This window comes from Nonomuraea sp. AD125B, assembly GCF_041402765.1.
GTDB classification, from domain to species: Bacteria; Actinomycetota; Actinomycetes; order Streptosporangiales; family Streptosporangiaceae; genus Nonomuraea; species Nonomuraea bangladeshensis.
The window spans coordinates 202,559-223,792 of sequence record NZ_JBGLOU010000004.1 but is presented as its reverse complement, the minus strand read 5'-3'; the positions used below and the strand labels follow the sequence as shown (position 1 = coordinate 223,792).

Here is a 21,234-nt window from a genome sequence, read left to right as displayed (position 1 = left end):
AACAGACGGTCCATGTCCGAGCTCACGCTGCTGCTGATCCGGCTAGCCTTCCTGGCGGTGCTGTGGTTCTTCGTCATTGCCGCAGTCGGCGTGATCCGGACTGACTTGTTCGGTTCACGCACGGCTCCCGCGGCCCCGCGCAAGGCGCCACGGACCACGAAGGCACCGGCGAAGCCCAAGAGCAAGAAGGGCGAGCCACGCCAGCTCATCGTCACCGGTGGCCCGCTGCAAGGCACCACCATCGACCTCACGGAGACGCCCATCACCATTGGCCGGGCGAACGACGCCACGCTGGTAGTCAGCGACGATTACGCATCCAGCCGGCACGCCCGGCTCTTCCCACAGGACGGCCAGTGGATCGTGGAAGACCTCGGCTCCACCAACGGCACATACCTCGACCGCAACAAAGTCACCCGCCCGACCCCGGTGCCGCTCGGTGTTCCGATCCGCGTCGGCAAGACAGTCATTGAATTGCGCAAATGACCATCGCACTCCGCTACGCCGCCCGCTCGGACGTCGGCCTCCTCCGCGAAGGTAACGAGGACTCGGCGTACGCCAGCGGCCGCCTGCTCGCCGTCGCCGACGGCATGGGCGGGCACGCACACGGCGAGGTGGCGAGCTCAGTCGCCATCGCCGCCATGGCCTCTCTCGAAGAGGCCCCCCAGGGGGGTGACCTGCTCAACGCCATTGAGGCAGCGGTACGCGATGCCAACCGCAGGCTGCACGAGATGGTGGGCCGGGATCCCAGCCTCAAGGGCATGGGCACGACGCTCACGGCCATGCTGTGGAGCGGCACCCAGGTAGCCCTCGTCCACGTGGGAGACTCGCGCGCCTACTTGCTGAGACGCGGCGAGCTCTACCAGATCACCCATGACCACACCCTGGTCCAGCAGCTCGTCGACGACGGGCGCATCACGCCGGAAGAGGCCGCCACGCACCCGCAGCGCTCGATCCTGCTGCGCGCGCTCGACGGCAGCGGCGAGGTCGATCCCGACCTCACGCTGCGGGAGGCGCAGGTGGGCGACCGCTACCTGCTGTGCTCCGACGGGTTGTCAGGGGTGGTGAGCGCGGAGACGCTGCACGCCACGCTCACCAACATCGACGACCCCGAGGAGGTCGTCCGCCAGCTCATCGACCTGGCCAACCGCGGTGGCGGGCCGGACAACATCACCTGCGTGCTGGCCGACGTCCTGGAGATCGACGATGGGCAGCCGGTGCCCGCCGAGGCCGCCGTCGTCGGCGCGGCGGGGATGACCCGGCTGCATGGCGCCCCCCAGGACACCCAGCCGGGGCGAGCCGACGCGGTGACCGCGCCCCAGCCGGTCCTCATTGACGACGACTTCGGAGAGCCGGTCGCCCAGCGGCCGGCCGGCCGGCGTCGTCGCCGGATGTGGCCCGTGCTGGTCACCGTGCTCGGCGTGGGCGGCGCGGCCGTCGGCGTCGGCGGCTACTTTGGATACCAGTGGACCCAGGACCAGTTCTTCGTCGGCGCTAGGGGCGACGAAGTGGTCGTTTATCGGGGGGTGCAGAAGGAGGTGGGTCCCTTCCAGCTCTTCAGTGTCTCCCGGCCGACCGGGCGGCAGCTCTCCCGGCTGTCCGAGGCCGATCAGGCGCTGGTCAAGAGCGGCATACCGGTGACCAACGCCGACGCGGGCGTGGAGAAGATCAACAGCTTGAAGTTCTCCACGAGCCAGGCCGACGACGGCTCGACGACGGCGTCCCCGTCCCCCACGCCGTCGGCGTCCGCGACCAAGACCAAGACGAAACCGCAATAGATGAGCGAAGTCGCAGCTTCCCCCGTCCCCATGCCGGCCAAGCGCCGGGTGGCCCAGCTCGTGATGCTGGCGCTCGCGGTCCTGATCGTCATGGGCGCCTACGCCAACGTGGGCCTCGCCGTGGACGGCCGGGTGCCCGCGGGCATGCTGGCCTACGGTCTCGGCCTGGGCGGCATCATGCTGGTCGCCTACCTCGTGCTGGCCAAGTTCGCCCCTTGGGCCGACCCGCTGATCCTGCCGCTGGTGACGCTGATCAACGGCCTCGGCCTGGTGATGATCTACCGGCTGGAGTCGGCCAAGATGGCCGGCGCGTCGGCCGCCAGCCAGATCATGTGGACCGGCCTCGGCGTCGTGATGTTCGCCGCCACCCTCATCGTGCTGCGTGACCACCGCATGCTGCAGCGCCTCACCTACACCGCGGGCGCGATCGGGCTGGTGCTGCTCGCGATCCCCGCGCTGCTGCCCGGCTCGCTGAGCGAGGTCCAGGGCGCCAAGATCTGGATCCGCATCGGCGGCTTCTCGATCCAGCCGGGTGAGTTCGCCAAGCTGGCGCTGGTGGTCTTCTTCGCCGGCTACCTCGTGGCCAAGCGCGACGTGCTGGCGCTGGCCGGCCGCAGGCTGCTCTTCATCGACCTGCCCCGGGCCCGCGACCTCGGCCCCGTCCTCGTGACGTGGGGGCTGAGCCTGCTCGTGCTGGTCTTCGAGAAGGACCTCGGCACCTCGCTGCTGCTGTTCGGCACGTTCATCGCGATGATCTACATCGCCACCCAGCGCACCTCGTGGGTGCTGATCGGCCTGCTGCTGTTCGTCGGCGGCGCCTATCTCGCCGGGCTCGCGTTCTCGCACGTGGGCGACCGGTTCGAGATCTGGCTCGATCCGGGCAACCCCGAGTTCTACGACCGCGAGATCGGCGGCAGCTACCAGATCATGCAGGGGCTGTTCGGCTTCGGCGCCGGCGGCATCCTCGGCACCGGGCTCGGCCAGGGGCATCCCGAGCGGATCCCGCTGTCGTTCTCCGACTTCATCTTCGCGGCCACCGGCGAGGAGCTGGGCCTGACGGGCCTCATGGCGTTGCTCATGCTCTACGCGCTGCTGGTCGAGCGGGGGCTGCGCACCGCGCTGGCGGCCCGCGACCCCTTCAGCAAGCTGCTCTCGGGCGGCCTCGCGTTCCTGCTGGCGTGGCAGGTGTTCATCATCGTCGGCGGCGTGACCAACCTCATCCCGCTGACCGGCCTGGTCACCCCGTTCATGTCCCAGGGCGGCTCCGCCCTGCTGGCCAACTGGATCCTCATCGCGCTGCTGGTACGCACGTCCGACGCCGCCCGGCGCCCCCCACCCCAGGCGATCCAGAACGAAGGATTGACGCAGGTGTTCCAGCGATGAACAGCACACTGAAGCGCGTGTCCGTGGCCTGCCTGGCCATGTTCGCGCTCCTGATGATCAACGTGAACTTCCTGCAGGCGGTGCGGGCCGAGGAGCTGAGCGCCGACGCGCGCAACATCCGCAACTTCTACGAGCGCTACTCCATCGAGCGCGGGCGGATCACCGCCGGCGGCAAGGTGATCGCGCAGTCCGTGGAGACCGACAGCAAGCAGTTCAGGTTCATCAGGCAATACCCCGACGCCAAGCTGTACGCGCACGTCACCGGCTTCTTCTCGCCGGAGAGCGCGAGCGCGATCGAGGCCAGCGAGAACAAACTGCTCGACGGCTCCAGCGCCGACCTGCTGCTGCGCCGCAGCATCGACCTGTTCACCGGCGAGCCGACCAAGGGCGCCAACGTCGAGGTCACGATCAACCCCAAGGCCCAGAAGGCGGCCTACGACGCGCTGCGCCAGAGCGGCAAGCGGGGCGCGGTCATCGCGATCGAGCCCAAGACGGGCGCGATCCTCGCCATGGTGTCGCTGCCCACCTACGACCCGACCGAGCTGTCGGGCACCGACAAGGGCAAGGTGTTCTCCCGCTACGACGAGCTGGCCAAGGCCAAGGACCAGCCGCTGCTCAACCGGACGATCGGGCAGACCTACCCGCCGGGGTCGACGTTCAAGGTCGTGACGATGGCGGCCTACCTGGAGGACGATTCCGACCGCGGGCCCGACACGACCGTGGACGCGCCGCAGAACCTCCCGCTGCCCGGCACGAACATCAGCCTGCCCAACTACGGTGGCGCGGCCTGCGGCTCCGGCTCGGTCACGCTCACGTACGCGCTGGAGAGGTCCTGCAACACGCCGTTCGGCAAGATGGGCATGGAGCTGGGCTACGACAAGATGAACGAGCAGACCGAGAAGTTCGGCATGGGCACCCAGATCGGCGTGCCGATGTCGGTGGCGCAGAGCGACTTCGGCAAGGAGGAGGACAAGGCGGCGCTCGCCATGGCCTCCATCGGCCAGCGCAGCAACCGCATGACGCCGCTGCAGATGGCCATGATCGCGGCCGGCATCGCCAACAACGGCACGGTCATGAAGCCCTATCTCGTCAACAAGATCACCGACTCCAAGGGCGACACGATCGACGAGGCCGACCCCGACGAGCTGACGGACGCGGTCAGCGAGGAGACCGCCGGCAAGCTGCGGCAGATGATGGTCAGCGTCGTCCAGAACGGCACCGCCAACCTCGCGCAGGTCCCGGGCGTCCAAGTAGCGGGAAAGACGGGCACCGCGGAGACGGCCGACGGCCAGCCGCCGCACGCCTGGTTCATCTCCTTCGCGCCCGCCGACGACCCGAAGATCGCGCTCGCGGTCATCGTCGAGTCCGGTGCGGCCAACGTCGGCGCGGAGGCGACCGGCGGCCACACGGCCGCCCCGATCGCGAAGGCCGTGCTGGAGGCGGTGCTCACCAAGTGACCGACGGTAACCTGCTGGATCATGCGGCTCCGTAACCGCTACCTCCTGGTCTCCCGCATCGCCATGGGCGGTATGGGAGAAGTGTGGCGTGCCCGGGACGAGCTCCTGGGCCGCGAGGTGGCCGTCAAGATCCTCCGAAGTCACATCCACGTCGACCCGGCCTTCCGCGAGCGGTTCAGGAACGAGGCCAGGATCACCGCGTCCCTGGCCGACCCCGGGATCGCCCAGGTCTTCGACTACGGCGAGCAGAGCGATCTGGCCTACCTCGTGATGGAGCTGGTCCACGGGGAGCCGCTGTCGGCCATCCTGGCGCGCAACGGCGCCATCGGGGCCGAGGTGACCCTCGACGTGGTGCACCAGACCGCCAGGGCGCTGCACACGGCGCACGCGGCGGGCGTCATCCACCGCGACGTCAAGCCGGGCAACCTGCTCGTCACGCCCGAGGGCGTGATCAAGGTCACCGACTTCGGCATCGCGCGGGCCCTGGAGGCGGCGCCGGTCACGCAGACCGGCACCGTGCTGGGCACCGCCCAATACGTCAGCCCCGAGCAGGCGCAGGGCTTCCCGCTCACCCCGTCGACCGACCTCTACTCGCTCGGGGTGGTCGCCTACGAGTGCCTGGCCGGGCGCACGCCGTTCCTGGGTGACAATCATGTGGCCATCGCGCTGCGGCATCTCAACGAGGCGCCCAGGCCGCTCGGCGTGGACGTGCCCGCGCCCGTGCGCGAGCTGGTGATGAGGCTGCTGGCCAAGGATCCCGGGCTGCGGCCGGGGACGGCGATGGAGGTGGCCGACCGGGCGTACGTGCTGCGCGAGTCGCTGGCGGCCGCCGCCGAGCGGCCCGCCGAGCTGAGCATGCTCACCGACCCCGGCGGTTTCCGCGTACGCGAGCCGTCGCCGGAGGACGAGCAGGAGACCGACCTGGTCACCGCCACAGCACCCGACGAGACAGCGCCCGACGAGCACGCCACCGGGCGGGCGCCGGCGAGGCGGCGCCGCCGGGGCGCCCGTACACTGGCCGTGGTCGCCACGGCCGGCTGCGTCGCCGCGGTGGGGCTCAGCGCCATGACCCTCGCCGCCCGGACCCCCGGCATCACCGCCACGCCAGGCACCGCGGAGCCGACGCCCCCGGTGCCCTCGCCCGCGCAGGTGCGGCCGGGCAGGACCAAACCGCGGACCCACCGGCCCCCGGTGGTTCCGGTCAGGTCGTCGCGGCCTACACCCTCGCGGTCGGCTACGGTAAGCAAGTCGGCTACTCCCACAAGAAAGCCGACCCCCAAACCGACCCCGACGACGCGAACCCCGACGCCTACCCCCACAACCCCGAAGCCCACCACAACCCTGACAACTCCGACACCGCCCGCTTCGCCGGATCAGGGTGCGACAAACACGCCCGAGGAGGAGACGTGACGCGCCAGGGGGTCGATGATGGACACCGGCGGCCCCCGAGCAGGCCGGTACCCAAGATGAACGGTAAGGGACAGTGCAGGAAATGACTCAGCCTCGGCTACTCGGAGGTCGTTACGAGCTCGACGGTGTCGTCGGGCGCGGCGGCATGGCTGAGGTGTATCGCGCCCGAGACATCCGGCTGGACCGCATAGTCGCGATCAAGACCCTCCGCTCCGACCTGGCGCGCGACCACACCTTCCAGGCCCGCTTCCGCCGCGAGGCGCAGTCGGCGGCCTCACTCAACCACCCCGCCGTCGTCGCGGTCTACGACACCGGCGAGGACGTCACCGACGGCGCGCCGGTCCCGTACATCGTGATGGAGTACGTCGACGGCCGCACGCTGCGCGACCTGCTGCGCCAGGACCGGCGGCTGCTGCCGGAGCGCGCGGTCGAGCTGGTCGACGGCATCCTTCGGGCGCTCGACTACAGCCACCGCGGCGGCATCGTGCACCGCGACATCAAGCCGGCCAACGTGATGATCACCCGTGCGGGTGACGTCAAGGTGATGGACTTCGGCATCGCCCGCGCCATGGCCGACTCGGCCGCCACGATGACGCAGACCGCCCAGGTGATCGGCACGGCCCAATACCTCTCGCCGGAGCAGGCGCGGGGCGAGCGGGTCGACGCGCGCAGCGACATCTATTCCACCGGCTGCCTGCTCTACGAGCTGCTGACGGGCCAGCCGCCGTTCACCGGCGACTCGCCGGTCGCGATCGCCTACCAGCACGTCCGCGAGGAGCCGATCCCGCCGTCGCAGATCGACCCCGAGATCCCGGCCTGGGCCGACGCGATCGTGCTCAAGTCCATGGCCAAGGACCCCGCCCAGCGCTACCAGAGCGCGGGCGAGATGCGCGCCGACATCCAGCGGGCGATGTCCGGCATGCCGACCGACGCCCAGACGATGGCGATGAACGCCGGCGGCTACCAGGGCACGCGCATGATGACGGCCACGCACGCGGCGACCGGCCCGGCCACGCAGCGCACCAACGCCGTCCCGCCCTACGAGTACGGCGACGGCGAGGGCGGCGGCCGTGGCGGCCGGCGCCGGGCCTCAGGAGGCGGGGGCAACGGCCTCAAGACCGCCCTGTGGATCATCATCCCGCTGCTGATCATCGGCGCGTTCGTGACGGTCGGCTACATCGTCTTCGCCAACGGCGGCGGCGGCGCCGCCTCCGACAGCCAGGTCACGATCCCCTCACTCGCCTCGCAGGAGCGGGCGTACGCGGAGGAGCAGCTCAAGGCGCTCGAGCTCAAGGTCGAGGTCGTCCAGGAGAACAGCTCCGAGATCGACAAGGGCAGCGTGATCCGGACCGACCCGCCGGAGGACACCAAGGTCGAGAAGGGTTCGGCGGTCAAGCTCTACGTCTCCAAGGGCCCGGCCAAGAAGAAGGTGCCGGACGGCCTCATCGGCCTGTCCCAGGAGGACGCGATCGCCGCCCTCGAGAAGGAGGGCCTGCGCGGCACGGTCAAGACCAAGGTCTCCAGCAAGAAGCAGGGCACGGTCATCGACACCAACCCCAAGGCCGGCGAGGAGATCGAGGAGAACGGCACCGTCACCCTCTTCGTGCCCAAGGAGCTGGGCGAGGTGCCGAGCGTCATCGGGCTCACTCAGGAGGACGCCTCCGCGCAGATCAAGGCGGCCGGCTTCCGGGTGAAGGTCGTTCCGCAGCCGAGCGACCAGCCGCAGGGCACGGTCATCCAGCAGAACCCCGGCGAGGGGGCCAAGCTGGCGCCCAACACGACGATCACGATCGTGGTGTCCACCGGGCCGCAGCAGCCGCAGCAGCCGACGCAGGAGCCGAGCGACGACTTCCCCGAGCAGCCCAGTGACGAGCCGACCAGCGACAACCCGATCGACGAACCGCCGACGAACGACAACCCGATCGACGACGAGCCCGACGGGTTCTAGCGACCGGTCCTGACGCCGCTGAGGGCCGCCTCTCCCTTCCGGGAGGGGCGGCCCTCGGCGTTTCTGGGACGAAAAAAAGAACGCCCCCGCCGCTCGGGGGCAACGGCGGGGACGTTCACTGGTAAGTCGGTGGCAGCGCGACATTTGTTACAGGGTTCGCCGAAGCCAATTTTCCAGCAGCTTGTAGCCGTGCTCGGACAGGACCGACTCGGGGTGGAACTGGACGCCCTCGACCGGCGCCCGGCGGTGGCGCAGGCCCATGACCAGGCCGTCGGCGGTGCGCGCGGTCACCTCCAGCGCCTCGGGCACCGTCTCGGGCAGGACGGCGAGCGAGTGGTAGCGGGTCATCCGCACCGGCGAGGGCAGCGTCTCGAACACGCCCTCGCCGTCGTGCAGGATGTCGCTCGTCCGGCCGTGGAACAGCTCGGGCGCGCGGGTGACGGTAGCTCCGCAGGCGACGGCGATGGCCTGGTGGCCGAGACAGACGCCGAGCAGCGGCTGCCGCCGCGCGACCGCCCGGCGGACCAGCGGGACGCTCACGCCGGCCGCCTCGGGGGTGCCGGGGCCGGGGCTGACCAGCACGCCGTCGAAGCCGTCGGCGTCGGCCTCGCGCACCTCGTCACGCGGGCGCACGTCGCACTCGGCCCCGAGGACGCGCAGGTACTGCACGATCGTGTGGACGAAGCTGTCGTGGTTGTCCACCACCAGCACGCGGCTCATTCCTTGACCGTCACCTCGTCGAGCGTCACCAGCGGCTCCAGTAGCGGAAAGACCACAAACCACAGTACGGCCACCACGGCGGTGACCAGCACGGCGGCGGTCAGGACGCGGCGGGGCAGGGGGCCGGGCAGCTTGCGCCAGAGCCAGGCGTACATCTGGGGCTCATTCCTTCCTGAGCTGGGTCTCCTTGAGCACGCCGTACACGATGAGGCGCTGGGCGGCGGAGTACTCCGGATGGCAGGTGGACAGCGTGATGTAGGCACGGATGGGGCGGATGTCGGGCTTGCCGGGCACGGGGGCGAGCACGTCCACCTCGTCGGGCTCCACGACGTCCTGGGAGGTGACGCGGTAGGTGTAGCGGGCCTCGCGGGCGTCCACCACGATCTCGTCGCCGCGTTCCAGCTCGTCGAGCCGGTTGAACGGGGCCGCGTACGTGGTCCGGTGCCCGGAGACCACGAAGTTGCCGATCTGGCCGGGCAGGGCGCTGCCCGGGTAGTGGCCCGGCCCCTTCCTGAGCTGGTCGGCGCCGACGCCTTCGACGATCGCGTACCGGTAGCCGGGGCCGAGCTTCGGGATGCCGAGCACGGCGACGGCCCGGCCCAGGTCGATCCGGTCGAGACGGCCGCGCTCGCCGGCCGCCTTCGCCGCGGCCAGCTCGCGCTGGAGCAGCAGTTGCTGGCTCCGGGTGTAGGCGCCGGTGCCCCAGAGCAGATAGGCGCAGAACAGCATGAGGATGAGGCCCGCGGTGATGCTCGTCTCCCCCAGGGCCCGGAGCGCAGCCCGCATTCGATCAGGGTAAACGGGGGAGTCGCGGCGGCCGGGGATCGCCAGGACGTGCGCGTGGCGACTATCCTGGGCCCGTCTCGATTAGGCTAACCGAAGAGCCTGCGGACGATCCGGATGCCCCAGGCCCTCAGCAGGAGTTACCCAGTGCCCAAGTCCAAGGCTCGTAAGAAGGCGGTTTACACGCCGCCGCAGAGGTCGCAGCAGGTCAAGGTCAGCCCGCGGTGGCTGGCGCCGACGATGGTCGTCTCGTGGATCATCGGCATCCTGTGGATCGCGGTCTACTACGTCGCGCCCAGCACGCCCTTCATCGGCGAGCTCCAGAACTGGAACCTGCTGATCGGGTTCGTGTTCATCATCTTCGGTGTGGTTCTTTCCACCCGCTGGCGTTAGTTCTTTCCACAGTTTTTTCCACACCCTGTGGGCGCCGTCACGTGACGGCCCTCGTTCAGGCCCCGTTCAGGCCCCGTTCAGGCCCCGACGGCGGCCTGGATGGCCGACACGCGCACCAGCACCAGGGCGATCAGCACGATCAGCACGCCCGCGATGGTCGCCGCCTGCCACAGGGTCCGGTTCCTGCTGGGGGCGTAGGCGATGGCCGCCGCCAGCAGCGAGCCGGTGATCAGTCCGCCGACGTGCCCGGTCCAGCTGATGCCCGAGACCACGAAGGTGATCGCCAGGTTGATCACGATCAGCACGGCGATGCCGCGTACGTCCATGTTGAGCCGGCGGCCGACTACGAAGACCGCGCCGAACAGGCCGAAGATGGCGCCGGATGCGCCGACCGTCGGCTGGCTGAGCGGGTCGAGCCAGAGGCCGAGCACGCTGCCGCCGAGCGCGCTGATCAGGTAGATCGCGATGTAGCGGGCGTGGCCGAACGAGCGCTCCAGGTAGGGGCCCACGACGTAGAGCGCCCAGGAGTTGAACAGGATGTGCATCACGCCGCCGTGCACGAAGGCGGCGGTGATCAGCCGGTGGTACTGCTCGCCGAGCGCGACCCCGGCGGGCCACATCGCGAGCTCGCCGGTGACGCGGTCGCCGGTGAGATATTGGGCGCCGAAGATCAGCAGGTTGATGACCAGGATCGCGTACGTGACGATCGGCGTGCGTACGACGTTGCCGCCGAAGGTGGAGCGGGCCTGACGGATGCCGCGGTTGCCCTCGGCCACGCATTCGGGGCACTGGAAGCCGACTGCCGCGTCACGCATGCAGTCGGGGCAGATCGGGCGCTCACAACGCTGGCAGCGGACCCAGGTTTCCTTGTCGGGATGCCGGTAGCACGTGGGCACGGCCTCGGCCGGCTGCTCCGGCTGAGGGGGCGGGCTGGGCGGCTGGCTGGTCATGACCGAAAGCCTATGGCCTGTTACGGCTTGCTGCGCTTCGCCCGCCCCTCAGGAACGCGGGCTCAGCCCTGCACGCGGTCGATGGTGACCGACTCCAGGATGACGTCCTCGACGGGCCGGTCGCGGGCGTCGGTGCGGGTCTTGGCGATGGCGTCGACGACGTCCTGGCCCTCGATGACCTCGCCGAAGATGGTGTGCTTGCCGTTGAGGTGCGGCGTCGGGACGACCGTGACGAAGAACTGCGAGCCGTTGGTGCCCTTGCCGAAGCGGATGCCCGCGTTGGCCATGGCCAGCAGGTAGGGGCGGTTGAACCAGAGCTCGGGGTGGATCTCGTCGTCGAACTCGTAGCCGGGGCCGCCGATGCCCTGACCCAGCGGGTCGCCGCCCTGGATCATGAAGCCCGGGATGACGCGGTGGAAGATGGTGCCGTCGTAGTAGCGGCCCGTGCTCTTCTCGCCGGTGCCCGGGTGCGTCCATTCGCGGGTGCCTTCGGCCAGCTCCACGAAGTTGCGCACCGTCTTCGGCGCCCTGTTGGGAAAGAGTTCGACCTTGATGAGGCCGCGGTTGGTCTGCAGGTTAGCGATCAGCTTCTCAGCCACGAGACAGCTGCCCCCCTTTATGTACAGGGTTGTTGGTGATCTTGTGCGAACTGTGGCCTTATGGCCGCTGTGACCATCCTCCCACGGACCGCAATGAATGGACCGCCTCCCCCAGGGAAGGTCAGGCTCGGGATCCCAACGACAGGGGAGGTTGTCGTGTCCCTGACACTGAGAAAGCGCCGCGTGGCCATAGAGGTACCCGCCACGTGGATGGGTCGCGTGAAGACCCGGGCCGTGCAAACCGGCGAACGCATGTCGCCGATGGCCGACCAGGCCAGGATGGCCGCCACGCACCGTATCGAGGACGCCCGCTCGTGGGCGGCACCGCGGCTGGAGTCCGCGGCGCACGGCATCGAGGACCAGGTCGCCCCGTACATCAGCTCCATGCTGACCGCGGCGGCCAGGAAGATCGAACCGGCTCGGACACGGTCGCGCAAGTGGCCGATGCTCGTCCTGATGACCGGACTCGCGGTGGGTGCGATGGGCTACATGGCCTACCGCCGCAATGCCCAGCAGTGGACCGAGCACATGAAGGACTCCGCCTCCGATGCCTCACGGTGGGTCAGTGAGAAGGCGGACCGTACCGCCGATATGGCGAGCGGTGTGTCGGACCGGGCGGACGAGACGTCTCGCAAGATGTCCTGATCCGGCGACCAGGGTAGGCGCCTCCGTGCTCCGGCACGGGGGCGCTTCTCCTTTCCGGGGGGTTTGACCGCTTACCAAGCGCTTGCTACAAACGGACATGAGCCTGTCACCCCTCGACGACCACCCCGTCCACCAGGCGGCCCAGGTCATGCGGCACGTGACCACCTCCGACCGCAACTTCTACGACCGCTACTACTTCAACTGTCATGCGGGCACCGACGAGCTCATGCTCATCGTCGGCCTCGGCCAGTACCCCAACCTGGGCGTCACCGACGCCTTCGCCCTGGCCCGCCGGGGGGACCTGCACCGGGTGGTACGGGCCTCGCGCGAGCTCGGCGCGGACCGGATGGACACCGGGGTCGGGCCGTTCCGGGTCGAGGTCGTCGAAGGGCTGAAGCGGCTGCGCGTGGTCCTGGAGCCGAACGCGTACGGGCTGTCCTTCGACCTGAGCTGGGAGGGCACGATCCCGGCGACCCTCGAGCCGCGGCACTTCCTGCGGTGGCAGGAGCGGGTGATGTTCGACTCCGTCCGGCTCGCGCAGACCGGCCGCTGGTCCGGGCACGTACGGATCGGCGACGAGGAGATCCCGGTCACGCCGGACCGTTGGCTGGGCACCAGGGACCGCTCCTGGGGCATCCGCCCGGTCGGCGAGGCCGAGCCGCCCGGCATCCAGTCCAGGAACGCCGGCACCTTCTACTGGCTGTACGCCCCCATGAGCTTCGGCGACCACGCGATCCTGTGCATCGTCCAGGAGGACGAGCGGGGCCGGCGGCTGCTGGAGGAGGCCGTCCGGGTGTGGGCGGACGGGCGCGAGGAGGAGTATCTGGGCCGCCCCGACTACCGGCCCGTCTACGCGCCCGGCACCCGGGACGTCGTCGAGGCCGTCATCACCTTCACCCCGCCCACCGGCAAGCCCTTCGATGTGCGCTGCACCCCCGTCCTGCCGGTCCACCTGATGGCCGGCACCGGCTACGGCCTCGAACCGGACTGGCGGCACGGGATGTACCAGGGGCCGGATCCGGTGGTGCAGGGGATGACGTACCGGCTGCCGGAGGACGCGGACCGGATGTGGGGGCTCGTGGACGCGGTGGGACGTTTCGAGTACGACGGGCTGGTGGGACACGGCCTGTTCGAGTACTGGGCCCTGGGCCCGCACCCGTCGTTCGACCGGGGTTAGCGCGTCGCCGCCCATTCTCGTAGCGGCGCGGCTACTATCTGCTACTTAGACGAGGAGATACAACCACCGGGGCGACGAGTCCGGGAGGCGGCCCGGCTCGCCCGGCTTTCCCTCCTCGCCGCTGCCGCCGATGCGGACCGGTGACTGGCTGGCCAAGCCCGCCTCGCGCATCGCCGGCGCCTTCCATGAGGTCGAGGACGCCGCCGGTTGGCTGGCCCGCGAGTACGGCAAGGTGCGCGCGTCCCTCATCCGGCCGGAGCGCATCCCCCTGGAGGAACGCCTGGTCAACGCCAGGGACGCGCTGCCCAGGGGCGTGGACGTGCAGTGGGGTGAGTGGCTGAAGGGTGGCAGGTTCGTGAGCCTGGGGCTGATCTGCTGCCCCAACCGGCACGTGTCGCATCCCTGCCCCTCATGAGCAGCCGCTTCACACCGGGCGGGAGTACGCCGTGCTGCGGTGGGCGACGGTGAAGCCGGCGCGTTCGTACACGGCGACCGCGCCCGTCGGGTTGGCGGCGTCCACGCCGAGCCCGGCCGCGTCGTAGCCCTGGGCGGTGAAGGCGGCGAGGGCGTGGGCGAGCAGCGCGCCGGCCACGCCCCTGCCGCGCCACTCGCGCAGCGTGCCGACGATCTGGATCCAGGCGACGCGCTCGCCGGTCGGCGTCTCACGGTGGTGGGTCATGAGCACGCCGACGGCCCGCCCGTCCGCCACAGCCACGAACGACGAGCCCGGCAGGAAGTTGGGCGGGCCGGTGATGGCGGCCCGCCAGCTCTCCGGGGTGTGCGGCACGCTGCCCCAGTGGTCGCGGAAGGACTGGTTGCGTACGGCACGGGCGCCTTCGTCCAGGTCCGGCGACCAGGGAAGGACGGACACGCCGGCCGGGGGCCGGACGGCGGGCAGGTCGCCCGGCAGCGGGCGGGCCATGCGGGCGAAGGTGCGTACCGGGACGAACCCGGCGGCCTCCGCGAGCACCGCCGCTCCGGGGTCGGTGGCGTACGCGGTGAGGTGGACCTCCGCGGGAACGCCGGGGAAGGCCCGCGCGCTCAGCCCCGGGGCGGCACGCAGGCTCCAGTCCACGATCCGCCGGCCGAGGCCGCGGTGGCGGTGGTCCGGATGCACGCCGCCCCAGAGCCGCATGGTGTGCGTCTCCGGGGCGGACTGCATGACCGGCAGGTGGCCGAAGGCGATCAGGCGGTCACCCTCCCAGGCCGCGAGGGTGCCTTCGGCCAGGTCGAGCAGCGGGCTGGAGAGGTAGCCGGCCACCTCGTCCACGCCGTGGACCACGCCGGCGCGGTCCACGGCCTCCATCGCGCCCAGCAGGTCGGCCAGCGGCCGGGCGTCCGCCAGGGTCAAAGGCTCCCATTTCATGACAAGGGAGCCTAGGTCAGCTCACGGCTTGACCACGCGCGAGTTGTGGAAGGAGGCGAAGCGCCAGCCCTCGGGGGTGCGCAGCGCCGTGAAGGTGACGGTGGACGTCCGGCTCGGGTCGGGGACGCCGTTCACGGACGACGACCCGCCCGTCACGACCACGGCGACGTCGTCGGTGATGTGCCTGATGCTCGGCTCGACGTCGGTCTCGTCGAGCTTGATCGCGGTGCGGAACAGCCCCCGGTGCGTCTCCTCGATCGCCTCGCGGCCCTTGAGGTGCAGGCCGAAGAAGGTGACGTAGTCGGCGTCCGCGGTGAACAGCTCCGCGTAGCCGGCGGAGTCGCCGGCGTTCCAGGTCTCGGTCAGGCGGGCGAGCAGGCCGTTGATCTCGACGGTGGATTGGGTGGTGGACATGACGCGGTTCCTCTCGGTCGCGGCGCCTATCCTGGGCTTTGCGAGTCCGGACAGGGCAGGCGCCTTGGTCGGATGCCGGCCGCCGTGGTGTTGGCGCACCTCGGCGGCCGTTTTTCAGGTGGGCGAGCTCCAGTCGAGCTCGCCCTGGTCCAGCCGGGCGAGCAGGTCGCCGAGCCAGGCCAGCTCGGCCCGGTGCAGCGCCTGCTCGTACTCCAGCTCCAGCGCGAGCACGGCGGGCAGGCCGTTCTCCGCCATGGCCCGCCGGTGGGCGTCCATCCCGGCGAGGACGCCCTCGATCGTCGCGGCGCGGGCGCGCAGCGCCCGCTGGGCCTCGGGCGGCGGGAGGCAGCCCATGAGCGAGACCGCGGCGACGAACGCGCGCCGGTCGGGGTCGGGCCGCTCCAGGAGCAGGCGCAGCCGGGCGGCCAGCTCCTCCCGGCCCTCGTCGGTGATCTCGTAGACCGTGCGCTCCGGCCTGCGGCCCTCGCGGTCGGTCTTCGCGGGCACGATGAGCTCGTCCCTGGCCAGCCGCTCGACCGCGTGGTAGAGGCTGCGCGGCAGGCCGGTGATGTAGTCCTTGTGCCAGTCGACGATGAGCCGGTGCAGCTCGTACGGGTGAGCGGCGCGCAACGTGAGCAGGGCCAGGACCGTGAGCCCGACCAGATCGTGGCGGCGCGCCATGATGCTCCTTCCTATAGTGCAATTTGCACTATAGGCGCGTGCAGCACCGGAAGTCGAGAGTCCGAGGGCGATCAGGCGTCGAGCTGCAGGAAGGCGCGGTCGATCGCCTGCCTGCTGGTCTCCTCCGGGTACGGGAAGCGGCCGATGAGGTCACGCAGCCCTTCCGTGTGCGCCCGCCTGGCCAGGTCGGCCACCAGCGCCAGCTCGGCCTGCTGCCCCGACGCGTACGCGCGGTCCACCACCGCGCCGTGCCCCGGCACGATCACCGGCTCGGGCATCTCCCTGAGCATCGCGGCCAGCGTCACCGGCCAGTCCAGCGGGTACGAGTCCCCGAACGCGGGCGGCGCCCCCTCCTCCACCAGGTCACCCGCGAACACCACCCCCGCGTCCGGCACCTGCACGACGACGTCGTTGCTGCTGTGCCCGAGCCCGAAGTGCCGCAGATGCACCATGCGCCCGCCGATGTCGAGGCTCGCCGCGCTGGTGAACGTGCAGTCCGGCGCGACGATGGTCACCTCCTCCACCTCGGGAAGCCGTTCCAGGAGGGCGGCGCGCTGCTGCTCGCCGTACGTCTCGATCTCCTCGGCGCAGCGGGTGTGGCCCCAGATCTCGGCGGGGCGGAAGAGCGCGTTGCCGAAGTAGTGGTCGAAGTGGGAGTGGCTGTTGACGACCGTCCAGGGGCCGTGGGTGATCGTCCTGATCGCCTCGATCAGGTCGGCCGCCTGGCGGTGCGAGGCCCGCGTGTCGAGCACCAGGCAGTGCCCGTCGTCGCCCACGACCAGGCCGGTGTTCATGTCGTAGGAACGGTGCCGGCGGACGTAGACCCGGTCGCCGATCTCCTGCCACTTCTCGTCCATGGCACCGAACCCTACTTTTCACCTCCACCTATGGCATACGGGTGAACCGGAGCCCTTCGAAGGACCCTGTGGACCGCCACTGGTCGATGTAGGTGAAGAACGCCGCCGCGCCCCCGGGATAGCCGCCGTTCAACCGCCCGCGTACGCCCAGGTCACGCCCCTCGTTGTTGTAGTAGCCGGGCGTGCAGTCGGGCGAGCCGAGCAGCGGGCCGTTGCCGGACAGCAGCAGGTCCACCCAGCCGTTCTCGGCCTCCTCGGTGACCTCGACCTCGGTGTGGCCGTTCGCCAGGGCGTGCGCGACGACGGTGGCGACCGTGCGGCCGGCCTCGGTGAGGTTGTGGGGGATGTTGGAGAGCAGGTTCGCGCCCTGGGTGTGGCCGATGAGGAAGGCGTTGGGGAAGCCGTGCACGTGGATGCCGTGCAGTGAGCGCATGCCGCCCGCCCAGTGCTCCGACAGCCGGCGGCCGTCGCGGCCGATCAGGTCGTAGCCGGCGCGGCGGGTCCAGTCGGTGCCGACCTCGAAGCCGGAGGCGTAGATGACGCAGTCGACCTCGTACTCGCGGCCGGCGACGACGACGCCCTTCTCCGTGATGCGCTCGACGCCCTTGCCGTCGGTGTCCACGAGGTGGACGCCGGGCAGGTTGAACGCCTGGAGGTACTCGTCGTGGAAGCAGGGACGCTTGCAGAGCTGGCGGTACCAGGCCTTGAGCCCGCGCGCGGTCTCCGGGTCGCGTACGACGGCGTCCACGCGGGCGCGGATCTCCTCCATCTTCTCGAAGTCGGAGTCCTCGAAGGCGGCCAGCAGCGTCTGCGGGGTGATCTCGGGCAGCTCGGCGACCCTGGCCCTGACCCGGCGGGCGAGGTCGGTCCAGCCGTCCATCACCAGGTCCTCGTCGGCCTGGGCGCCGGTCTGCATGGCGGTGAAGTTCTCCAGCCAGCGCCGCTGCCAGCCGGGCGTGGCGATGCCGGCGAACCATTCGGGGTCGGTGGGGCGGTTGTCGCGTACGTCCACGCTCGACGGGGTGCGCTGGAAGACGTACAGCTCGGCGGCGGCCCTCGCCAGGTGGGGGACGCACTGGACGGCGGTCGCGCCGGTGCCGATGATCGCCACCCGCTTGTCCGCCAGCCGGTCCATGGGAGCGCCGGCCGGGTCGCCGCCGGTGTAGGCGTAGTCCCAGCGGCTGGTGTGGAAGGCATGGCCGCGAAAATCCGCCATCCCGGGGATGCCGGGGAGCTTCGGCACGTGCAGCGGCCCGATGCCCATGACGACGAACTGCGCCGTGAAGGCGTCGCCCCGGCCGGTGCGCACCAGCCACCGGCCGCCGAGCCATTCCAGGCCGGTGACCTCGGTGTGGAACAGCGCGTCGTCGTAGAGGCCGAAGTGCTTGCCGATGCGGCGGCAGTGCTCCAGGATCTCGGGCGCGTGCGCGTACTTCTCGGACGGCATGTGGCCGGTCTCCTCCAGGAGCGGCATGTAGACGTACGACGCCGTGTCGCACTGCGCTCCCGGGTAGCGGTTCCAGTACCAGGTGCCGCCGAAGTCGCCGGCCTTGTCGAGGATGCGCACGTCCTGGACGCCGGCCTCCTTGAGCCTCGCCCCGGTGAGCAGCCCGGCGAAGCCGCCGCCGATGACCGCGACCGTGACGTGGTCGGTCTTGGGGGCGCGCTCGGTCCTGGGCGTGTACGGGTCGTCCAGGTAGTCGGCGGGCAGGCGGAGGTACTGGTCGTTGCCGTCCGGGCGGAGCCGCTTGTCGCGCTCCTCGCGGTATTTGCGGCGCAGGGCCTCTTTGTCGATGCGGCCGATCGCGGCTGTCATGCGTCCTCCGGTGGATTGTCCGAGGCGATTCCAGAATCACATTCGGCGCCGGTCGCCGACAAGGCCCCGCGCTGGACGGCCGTCGGGCGAGTTGAGGGCCGCTATGGTGATTAATCCGTACGTAAAGAAGCTGCCCGAGGAAGCTGCACCGCCTTGGCTCATCGCGCGCTGGTCATCGCCCTCCTGCCCGCCATCGGGCTGCGCGTGCTCGCCGTGCTCGGGTTCCCGCCCGCGCTGCTGTTCTACGGCGACTCGTTCGCGTTCCTGCGCGAGGAGCTGACGCCCGGCACCGCCCGGCCGTCCGGCTACTCCCTGCTGCTCGCGCTGCTGCGCCCGGCCCACAGCCTGACGCTCGTCACGGTCCTGCAGCACCTGCTGGGGCTGGCGCTCGCGATCGGCGTGTACGCCCTGCTCAGGAAGCGCGGCCTGCCGGGCTGGGGCGCGACGTTGCTGGTCACCCCGCTGCTGTACGACGAGTTCCTGATCCTCCTGGAACACATGATCATGGCGGACGCGGTCTTCGTCGCGCTCGTCACGGCGGCCGTCGTGCTCGTGGTCTGGCGGGTCACCCCGGCCACGGCGGCGACCGCCGGGCTGCTGCTCGGCCTGGCCGGCATCACCAGGACGGTCGGCCTGCCGCTGCTGCTGCTCACGGCCGCGTACCTGCTGGTCCGCCGGTACGGCTGGCGTCCCTTCGTGGCGCTGGTCGTGGCGGGGGCGATCCCGCTCGGCGCGTACGCGACCTGGACCAAGGCCGAGAAGGGCAAGTTCGCGCTCACCGAGGCGGACGGCAACTTCCTCTGGTCGAGGACCATGAGCTTCGCCGACTGCGCGGTGATCGACCCTCCGGAGCGTCTCGCCGTGCTCTGCCCGAACATGCCCGTCGAGCAGCGCCCCTACCCGCCCCACTGGCTGTGGGAGGACTTCTCGCCGCTGCTCAAGGTGCCGGGCACGGCCAACCGCAACCAGCTCGCCGGGGAGTTCGCCCGGCAGGCCATCCTCGCCCAGCCGGTCGACTACCTCGCCGCCGTGGCGACCGACCTCCGGCAGCTGCTGCGCTGGGAGCGCACGGCCGTGGACGAGAAGACGCCGTACAAGCTGCCCGCCGCCGAGCGGCCCATCAGCGAGTCCGTGCGCGGCATCGCGGAGTCGTACGAGGCCGGGCCGGCCGCCACGCGGGTGGTCGAGCCGTACGCCGGCTGGCTGCGGGCCTACCAGCGCTTCGGATATGTGCCGTTCCCGCTGCTGATGGTCGCGCTGGTGGCCGCGTTCGGGCTCATGGTGTGGCGGCGGCGCTGGGACGCGCTGCTCCCGGCGCTGGTCGCGCTCGCGCTCGTCGTCTCGCCGCCGTTCCTCGCCGCCTTCGACGTCCGGTACGTGGTGCCGGCGATCCCGCTGATCTTCCTGGCCCTCGGCCTCGCCCTGGCCGGACGTACCACGGAGCCCGCCGCCGAGCAGGAGTCCGCGGTGCTCAGCCGAGCAGGATGACCAGGCCGACGGCGATCAGCACGAGGGGGAGCAGCACGTGCCCCCAGCGGCTCAGCGCGCGGGCGACGAGCGGCCGGGTGGCGAACAGCCGGCCCGCCAGGCACCAGACGGCGACCAGCACGAGGAAGACGGCCGCGTACCCGGCGATGCCGGCCGGGCCCGAGGTGGCGAAGACCGGGACGTAGACGCCCACGTTGTCGCCGCCGTTGGCGAACGTGACGGCGGCCACCGCGAGCGCGCCGGGACCGCCCGGACCTCCTCCGGGTTCCTCCTCGTCCCCGCCGTTCCGCTCGCGCCAGGCCCGCCAGGCCGCGCGGACGCCGAGGGCGAGGGGGAGCAGGCCCAGGTACGGCAGGACCTGCTCGGGCAGCAGCGTGGCCCCGAGCGCGGCGGCGACGGACACCGCGAGGATCGCCGCGAAGCCGAGGTACTGGCCGAGGACGATGCGCGCCGCGCCGCCCCGGTGCCCGGCGGCCTGGGCGAAGAACAGCGCGAGCAGCACGAGGTCGTCGACGTTCGTGACGGCGAACAGCCCGGCGGCCTGTGCGACGACGCCTCCGATGCTGTTCCCGGTGTGCATGGGCACCATGATCCCGGACATGCCTGGCGGGTCGCTGCGGGGTTGGCATAATGACCGCCAAATGGCGAAATTTCAGGGTCTGGCGGAGTATGCGGCGGCGATCGCCCCGATCATCGACGCGGCCCACGTCAACGTGCACGCCACGGCCCGCCGCGCCGCCACCGAGCTCGCCGAGACCTCGGGCGTCACCCCCGGCCTCCTGCCCGACCTGCGCTTCGTGCTCCCCCTGCGCCCGCTGACCCGCGCCGGGCTCGCCGTGATCCACCGCTACCACGACCCGGCTGCGCTGGAGGACGCCGTCCTGGAGCACCTGCGCGAGGGCACGCTGGCCGACGGGGACGACGGCCTGCGGCTGACCGCCCGCGGCCTCGCGTACGTCCACGGCCTGTACGAGGTCCACGCCGCCGCCACCGCCCGTGCCTGGCCAGGCGACCTGCGTGTTCTGGCCGAGCTGGCGGGCCGCGTCCTGGAGCACGCCGAGCGCGTCCCCGGCGGAGCGCTGGAGCTGGTGGCGCCGCCGTACGAGCCGGGCGGCGCCTCCCCCGGCGTGCTGCTGTTCAACCGCCTGGCCGCGCTCCGCTACCACCGCGCCGACGCCCACGCCGCGGCCTGGGAGGCGGCGGGCCTGTCCGCGGCCGAGATCGTCGGCCTCCGGGACGGCCCGGTGCGCGCAGAGGTCGAGGCGGCCACGAACCTCCGGGCGGGCCGGCCGTACGCCGCGCTGTCCGCCGCCGAGCGCGACGCCCTCCACGACGGCCTGCTCACGCTCATCTGATCCGCCTCCCCGACCGG

General features: G+C 70.9%; 23 protein-coding genes. 12 read left to right on the top strand and 11 right to left on the bottom strand.

The window, feature by feature from the left end:
- The first annotated feature begins 12 nt into the window (after positions 1 to 12).
- The 6 genes from ACBR40_RS12900 to pknB all read left to right on the top strand — a co-directional run bounded on the left by ACBR40_RS12900 (position 13) and on the right by pknB (position 7,973).
- On the top strand, positions 13 to 483 hold the full coding sequence (locus ACBR40_RS12900) for an FHA domain-containing protein (protein WP_344213899.1): 471 nt from the start codon (positions 13 to 15) through the stop codon (positions 481 to 483).
- Complete coding sequence (locus ACBR40_RS12895; protein WP_344213901.1) at positions 480 to 1,775, top strand: Stp1/IreP family PP2C-type Ser/Thr phosphatase; 1,296 nt, start codon at positions 480 to 482, stop codon at positions 1,773 to 1,775. The genes ACBR40_RS12900 and ACBR40_RS12895 overlap by 4 nt, the downstream gene beginning before the upstream one ends.
- A complete protein-coding gene (locus ACBR40_RS12890; RefSeq protein ID WP_344213903.1) occupies positions 1,776 to 3,158 on the top strand; it encodes an FtsW/RodA/SpoVE family cell cycle protein in 1,383 nt (460 codons plus the stop codon).
- On the top strand, positions 3,155 to 4,615 hold the full coding sequence (locus tag ACBR40_RS12885) for a penicillin-binding protein 2 (protein WP_344213905.1): 1,461 nt from the start codon (positions 3,155 to 3,157) through the stop codon (positions 4,613 to 4,615). The genes ACBR40_RS12890 and ACBR40_RS12885 overlap by 4 nt, the downstream gene beginning before the upstream one ends.
- Before the next feature lie 21 nt (positions 4,616 to 4,636).
- A complete protein-coding gene (locus ACBR40_RS12880; protein WP_371248799.1) occupies positions 4,637 to 6,025 on the top strand; it encodes a protein kinase in 1,389 nt (462 codons plus the stop codon).
- An 82-nt stretch (positions 6,026 to 6,107) separates the two neighbouring features.
- Positions 6,108 to 7,973, top strand: a complete 1,866-nt coding sequence (pknB, locus tag ACBR40_RS12875; protein WP_371248798.1) for a Stk1 family PASTA domain-containing Ser/Thr kinase — start codon at positions 6,108 to 6,110, stop codon at positions 7,971 to 7,973.
- 147 nt (positions 7,974 to 8,120) lie between these two features.
- On the opposite strand, the gene ACBR40_RS12870 is transcribed toward pknB, so the two are convergent.
- Genes ACBR40_RS12870 through ACBR40_RS12860 form a run of 3 tightly spaced genes read right to left on the bottom strand, consistent with a single transcriptional unit; the run spans position 8,121 to position 9,479 of the window.
- Positions 8,121 to 8,693, bottom strand: a complete 573-nt coding sequence (locus ACBR40_RS12870) for an aminodeoxychorismate/anthranilate synthase component II (RefSeq protein WP_371248797.1) — start codon at positions 8,691 to 8,693, stop codon at positions 8,121 to 8,123.
- Complete coding sequence (locus tag ACBR40_RS12865; RefSeq protein WP_371248796.1) at positions 8,690 to 8,848, bottom strand: hypothetical protein; 159 nt, start codon at positions 8,846 to 8,848, stop codon at positions 8,690 to 8,692. The genes ACBR40_RS12870 and ACBR40_RS12865 overlap by 4 nt, the downstream gene beginning before the upstream one ends.
- A gap of 7 nt (positions 8,849 to 8,855) precedes the next feature.
- A complete protein-coding gene (locus ACBR40_RS12860) occupies positions 8,856 to 9,479 on the bottom strand; it encodes a class E sortase (RefSeq protein ID WP_344213915.1) in 624 nt (207 codons plus the stop codon).
- 144 nt (positions 9,480 to 9,623) lie between these two features.
- Here ACBR40_RS12860 and ACBR40_RS12855 point away from each other — a divergent pair, with 144 nt between their 5' ends.
- A complete protein-coding gene (locus ACBR40_RS12855; protein WP_344213917.1) occupies positions 9,624 to 9,869 on the top strand; it encodes a cell division protein CrgA in 246 nt (81 codons plus the stop codon).
- Between the two features lie 77 nt (positions 9,870 to 9,946).
- Here ACBR40_RS12855 and ACBR40_RS12850 read toward each other — a convergent pair whose 3' ends face one another.
- The gene (locus ACBR40_RS12850) at positions 9,947 to 10,819 is read right to left on the bottom strand and encodes a rhomboid family intramembrane serine protease (protein ID WP_344213919.1); all 873 of its coding nucleotides are present in this window, start codon (positions 10,817 to 10,819) and stop codon (positions 9,947 to 9,949) included.
- Between the two features lie 62 nt (positions 10,820 to 10,881).
- The gene (locus tag ACBR40_RS12845; protein WP_371248795.1) at positions 10,882 to 11,418 is read right to left on the bottom strand and encodes a peptidylprolyl isomerase; all 537 of its coding nucleotides are present in this window, start codon (positions 11,416 to 11,418) and stop codon (positions 10,882 to 10,884) included.
- Positions 11,419 to 11,574: 156 nt separating this feature from the next.
- On the opposite strand from ACBR40_RS12845, the gene ACBR40_RS12840 reads away from it, so the two are divergent.
- The 3 genes from ACBR40_RS12840 (at position 11,575) to ACBR40_RS12830 (ending at position 13,655) form a co-directional block, all read left to right on the top strand.
- The gene (locus ACBR40_RS12840) at positions 11,575 to 12,063 is read left to right on the top strand and encodes a hypothetical protein (RefSeq protein WP_344213923.1); all 489 of its coding nucleotides are present in this window, start codon (positions 11,575 to 11,577) and stop codon (positions 12,061 to 12,063) included.
- 97 nt (positions 12,064 to 12,160) lie between these two features.
- On the top strand, positions 12,161 to 13,240 hold the full coding sequence (locus ACBR40_RS12835; protein WP_371248794.1) for a hypothetical protein: 1,080 nt from the start codon (positions 12,161 to 12,163) through the stop codon (positions 13,238 to 13,240).
- A gap of 130 nt (positions 13,241 to 13,370) precedes the next feature.
- Entirely contained in the window at positions 13,371 to 13,655 is a 285-nt protein-coding gene (locus ACBR40_RS12830) for a hypothetical protein (RefSeq protein ID WP_371248793.1), read from the top strand.
- A gap of 9 nt (positions 13,656 to 13,664) precedes the next feature.
- Here the strand turns inward: ACBR40_RS12830 and ACBR40_RS12825 are convergent, their stop codons facing one another.
- From ACBR40_RS12825 to ACBR40_RS12805, 5 genes are all read right to left on the bottom strand, one after another.
- Positions 13,665 to 14,606, bottom strand: coding sequence for a GNAT family N-acetyltransferase (locus ACBR40_RS12825; RefSeq protein WP_371248792.1), 942 nt, complete (start codon positions 14,604 to 14,606; stop codon positions 13,665 to 13,667).
- Positions 14,607 to 14,627: 21 nt separating this feature from the next.
- Positions 14,628 to 15,020: an SgcJ/EcaC family oxidoreductase gene (locus ACBR40_RS12820; RefSeq protein WP_371248791.1), complete on the bottom strand. Its 393-nt coding sequence runs from the start codon at positions 15,018 to 15,020 to the stop codon at positions 14,628 to 14,630.
- Between the two features lie 114 nt (positions 15,021 to 15,134).
- Positions 15,135 to 15,701, bottom strand: coding sequence for a PadR family transcriptional regulator (locus ACBR40_RS12815; RefSeq protein ID WP_344213933.1), 567 nt, complete (start codon positions 15,699 to 15,701; stop codon positions 15,135 to 15,137).
- A gap of 71 nt (positions 15,702 to 15,772) precedes the next feature.
- Positions 15,773 to 16,558 carry an MBL fold metallo-hydrolase gene (locus tag ACBR40_RS12810; protein ID WP_344213935.1) on the bottom strand — a complete coding sequence of 262 codons (786 nt, stop codon included), beginning with the start codon at positions 16,556 to 16,558 and terminating at the stop codon, positions 15,773 to 15,775.
- A 28-nt stretch (positions 16,559 to 16,586) separates the two neighbouring features.
- The gene (locus ACBR40_RS12805; RefSeq protein WP_371248790.1) at positions 16,587 to 18,374 is read right to left on the bottom strand and encodes a flavin-containing monooxygenase; all 1,788 of its coding nucleotides are present in this window, start codon (positions 18,372 to 18,374) and stop codon (positions 16,587 to 16,589) included.
- A 153-nt stretch (positions 18,375 to 18,527) separates the two neighbouring features.
- On the opposite strand from ACBR40_RS12805, the gene ACBR40_RS12800 reads away from it, so the two are divergent.
- Positions 18,528 to 19,862 (top strand): hypothetical protein, encoded by a 1,335-nt coding sequence (locus ACBR40_RS12800; RefSeq protein ID WP_371248789.1) that lies wholly within the window; start codon positions 18,528 to 18,530, stop codon positions 19,860 to 19,862.
- On the opposite strand, the gene ACBR40_RS12795 is transcribed toward ACBR40_RS12800, so the two are convergent.
- A complete protein-coding gene (locus tag ACBR40_RS12795) occupies positions 19,846 to 20,442 on the bottom strand; it encodes a cadmium resistance transporter (protein ID WP_371248788.1) in 597 nt (198 codons plus the stop codon). The genes ACBR40_RS12800 and ACBR40_RS12795 overlap by 17 nt on opposite strands.
- Before the next feature lie 61 nt (positions 20,443 to 20,503).
- Here ACBR40_RS12795 and ACBR40_RS12790 point away from each other — a divergent pair, with 61 nt between their 5' ends.
- Positions 20,504 to 21,217, top strand: a complete 714-nt coding sequence (locus ACBR40_RS12790; protein ID WP_344213943.1) for a hypothetical protein — start codon at positions 20,504 to 20,506, stop codon at positions 21,215 to 21,217.
- Positions 21,218 to 21,234 lie beyond the last annotated feature (17 nt).